The sequence below is a fragment of the Planococcus sp. A6 genome (assembly GCF_028823615.1).
In the GTDB taxonomy this organism is placed as follows: Bacteria; Bacillota; Bacilli; order Bacillales_A; family Planococcaceae; genus Planococcus.
This window is the reverse complement of the sequence record NZ_JAPEHT010000193.1, coordinates 1-4,104: the sequence shown is the minus strand read 5'-3', so window position 1 is coordinate 4,104 and position 4,104 is coordinate 1. Positions and strand designations below refer to the sequence as shown.

4 protein-coding genes are annotated in these 4,104 nt (G+C 51.3%); 2 read left to right on the top strand and 2 right to left on the bottom strand.

Annotation, left to right across the window (positions count from 1 at the left end; genetic code table 11):
• Window positions 1-118 (bottom strand): YtoQ family protein (locus ON064_RS17360; protein ID WP_274625757.1); only part of this gene is annotated, 118 nt, incomplete at its 3' end.
• 66 nt (window positions 119-184) lie between these two features.
• A complete protein-coding gene (locus ON064_RS17355) occupies window positions 185-406 on the bottom strand; it encodes a transcriptional regulator (RefSeq protein ID WP_121300827.1) in 222 nt (73 codons plus the stop codon).
• A gap of 128 nt (window positions 407-534) precedes the next feature.
• Between ON064_RS17355 and ON064_RS17350 the strand changes: the two genes are divergently transcribed.
• Together ON064_RS17350 and ON064_RS17345 are read left to right on the top strand one after the other, a co-directional pair.
• Complete coding sequence (locus ON064_RS17350) at window positions 535-1,698, top strand: exonuclease SbcCD subunit D (protein ID WP_274625756.1); 1,164 nt, start codon at window positions 535-537, stop codon at window positions 1,696-1,698.
• A partial coding sequence (locus ON064_RS17345) for an AAA family ATPase (protein WP_274625755.1) occupies window positions 1,695-4,104 on the top strand: 2,410 nt, incomplete at its 3' end. The genes ON064_RS17350 and ON064_RS17345, both read left to right, overlap by 4 nt.

The window sequence follows — 4,104 nt, the reverse complement described above, 5'->3', positions numbered from 1 at the left end:
CGTGGTTTTCCATCGGCCCGACGAAATCGACCGGCAGATCGAGCGCCAAGGATTTCTTTTTGATTTCTTCGCGCCAAGAACTGTGAATTTCGCCGGCAAGGTAAACGGTTAATCTCATGAGTCTCATCCTCCATTTTCCATTTCCTCTTAGTGTAGCATAAAGGAGGAAGAGTCGGAAAAGGATTCAGACAATTTGGCGTTCTTTCGTGCGGACGGGCATGCATGAAAGCACATGGCTGATTTTGAAATGGCGCTTCTCGCGGCGCAAAAAACAGTAAGCTTGGAACGAATCACCGCTGACTTTCAGGATTTTGACGCGGCGTTTGCTGATGGTACCGTCATTTGCGATATACATCATGTCGATCAACTGCCGGTATTTGAATGCTTTTAGAAGTTGTGCTTTCATGATAACCCTCCTCAGATAAGAACGTTTGTTCTCATTATATACCGGGCAGGGGAATGAAACAAGTGAAATGAATCGTGTATAATGGAACGAACGTATATTCTTTTATATAGAAGAAAGGGGAGCTTCTCATGAAATTCATTCATACCGCTGACTGGCATCTCGGAAAACTGGTGCAGGGCGTACATATGACAGAAGACCAGCGATTTGTGCTGGATCAACTGATCAAAGCAATCGAACAGGAGCGTCCCGATGCACTGGTTATTGCGGGGGATTTATATGACCGTGCCGTGCCGCCCACAGAAGCGGTGCGTTTGCTGGACGATACACTCGCGAAAATCGTACTGGATATGAAAGTGCCGGTTATTGCCGTGGCAGGCAACCATGACAGCCCGGGAAGGCTTGATTTCGGGAGCCGCGCATTGAAAAGCAACGGCCTTCATATCGCGGGCCCGATCCGGCCTGAATTCGATCCGGTCGTTTTGAGCGATGAAGCGGGAGAAGTACATTTCCATCTGGTGCCTTACACGGATCCGTCGATGGTGCGCCATGTATTTGAAGATCCGGACATCAAAACCCATGACGATGCGATGAAAGCGATGACCGGGCGCATTACCGCTGAAATGAATCCGTCAGCGCGTCATGTGTTCGTCGGCCATGCGTTCGTGACGCCTCGCGGAGAACAGGAAGACAATACGAGCGATTCCGAACGGCCGCTTGCGATCGGCGGGGCAGAACACGTCAGCGCGCAGCATTTCCAACCGTTCCATTACACAGCGCTCGGCCATTTGCATAAAGCGCATTATGTATTGAATGAAACGATCCGCTATTCAGGGTCGCCATTGAAATATTCGATATCGGAAGAGCATCATCAAAAAGGGTTCCATGTGGTTGAATTAACTGCAGATGGATCTGTCACAGTCGACAAGCGCTTATTCACAGCGAAGCGCGATATGCGTTCAGTGGAAGGGACAATCGCGGAAATTATGGAGCATGAGAGAAGCGACGATTATGTCTTCGTTACCTTGCTCGATGAGACGCCCGTTTTGTATCCGATGGAAAAAGTGCGCTCGGTGTATCCGAACGCGATGCATGTGCAGCGCAAAACTTTCGCAAAAGAAGCCGGTGAATCGACCATCGGCAGCCGCCGGAAGATGGACCCGATGCAATTATTCAACGCTTTCTATGAAGAAGTAAAAGGAGATGCACCGTCTGCGGAAACAGCTGAACTGTTCGGCGACGTGTTGCAGGAATTCCTGCAGGCGGATTCTGAGCGGGAAGAGGTGAAGTCATGAAACCGGTCAAATTGAAACTGACAGCATTCGGCCCATACCGCGACAGCGAGGAAATTAATTTTGAAGACCTTGAAGGCAATCGCTTATTTGTCATTTCGGGCAGCACCGGTTCTGGCAAAACAAGCATCTTCGATGGCATTTGTTTCGCGCTCTACGGCTCGGCAAGCGGCTCGGATCGCAGTGAACCGAAAAACCTGCGCAGCGATTTCGCCAAGGATTCGGTCCATACTTCGGCAGAATTGACCTTTGAAGTGCACGGCACCACTTACCGCATTCTGCGGCAGATGAGTCATGTGAAAAAAGGCAATAAAAGCGCGACCGGTGAACGCTATGAATTTTTCGAAGTGACCGATGCGGGTGAAAAGCCGTGTGTCGAGCGTCAAATCGTCTCGGAGCTCAATCGCCGCATCGAAGAAATCCTTGGGCTGACTTTCTCCCAGTTCAACCAGATCGTCATGCTGCCACAAGGGGAATTCCGCAAGCTCTTGACGTCTGAAACCGATAATAAGGAAGCGATTTTGCGGAAGATTTTCCGCACCGAACCATACCGCTTGGTTGCCGAGCGGCTCAAGCACAAAAAAGAAGAAGCGCAGGACCGTTTTAAAGCGCAGCAGATGCTTTACAAAGAGCAAGTGCAGGCGATTGCGGGTTCTTTGCCGCAGCGTGAATCAGCTCTTTTTGAAGTGTTCGCGCAAGGTGATTTCCAGCGCAGCCAGTTACTCGCCGGGCTTGAAGGGGAGATCCGCCATTATGAATCGGAAAGCATTGGCCTGCGGGAGCGCTATCAGAAATCCTATGATTTCCACAATAAAAAAATGGCCGAGTTCCACGAAGCAAAAGGCTGGAACGGACGCTTTGACGAATTGGAAGCGAAACAGCACCACTTGCAAGAACTGGAGCAACAGCTTCCGGCGGTCAAAGAATGGGAGCAGCAAGTCACAGCAGCTGATCAAGCGGGCATGATCACCGGCTTGGAGGAACAGCTTCTGGAACTTATGGCCAATGAACGCCAAAAACGCGAAGACTTGCTTCGTGCCGAGACGGCTGAACAGAAAGCCCAGGAAATGAAAACCCGCCACGAACAGCGTCAAGCTGCACAGCAAGCGCTGATCCGTTTGCATGATATGGAATTAGGCGTAAAGGAACTGGAACAACAGCGTGCAGCTGTCCAGCAATTGGAGAAAGCCGCTATCCACGCCAGAACGGCATTACAAAGAACGGATGAACAAGCAGTAAGCGCCGAGCAACAACTGGCGCAAACGAAATCATTCATTCAACAACTGGAAGAAAGACTGGAGCAGTTCGACGACAAGCGGAACCGTCAGAACCGGTTGGCGGAACAACGGCGCATCTTGATGGAATATCTTCACTTAGAGCAAAAGCTCGAAGGTTTGGCCGAACAATCAGCAAAAGATCAGGCGAAGTTTGAACAAGCGCAAAAAGCCTATCAAACGATGGAACATGATTGGTTCGCTAACCAGGCGGCGCTGCTCGCATCGAACCTGCACGCCGGAGAAGCATGCCCCGTTTGCGGCAGCCTCGACCACCCGGCAAAACAGCCAGGCACCTCTGCAGCAGTGGACCAGCAAGCGATGGAACAGGCCAAGCAAGTGTTGGCACAAAGCGAGCAAAAATTCCGCAAAACGGAAGCGGAACAAGCCGCGGTCCATGAGCAGGCGGCAGTGAAGCGCGAGGAGCTGGACGGCATGTCGATTGTTGCTGAACAAGCAGAAGCGCAATTGGAAGCAATACAGGCTGAACAGCATTCACTAACCGATGAGCTTGAACAATTGCAGGCCGATAAGGAGCAGCTGCGCAAGCGCAAGTTGACATTCGGGGAGATGGAAGACCAGTTATCGAGCTTAAAGAAACAACAGGCGGAAGCCCAACACAGCGCACATGAAAAACGCTCTGTGCATGAATCGGCACAAGCTGTTTTGGAAAGCAAACTGACATCGATCCCGGAAGCGCTCCGTGATCTTGGGTCGCTTCGAACAGAGACCGAAAAAGCGCAGGAAACGAAAGACCGCTTGGAAACGGCTTGGCAACGTGCGCAGGATGCCCTCCAAAAAGCCGAACGGCAAGTGTCGGAAGCGGCTGTATCGCTTCGGCATAGCAAGCAGTCCGTACAAGAACTGCAAGAAAAGCGCAGTCATGCCGAAAGCCGTTTCGAGGAAGCACTCGTGAAATCCGCTTTCGCCTCGAAAGAAGCTTATCAAAAGGCTAAACTGGAGGCATCCCGCTACGAAGAATTGAAAACACAAATTGAGCGGTACAAACAAGACCGCCACACGACAGAGCGGCAAACGGCAGAACTCGAAAGCGCGCTCGACGGACGTGGCCGTATTGACGTGTCGGATGCGGAGCAAGCACTTGCTGAATTGAAAGCGGATTACGAGCAGGCGC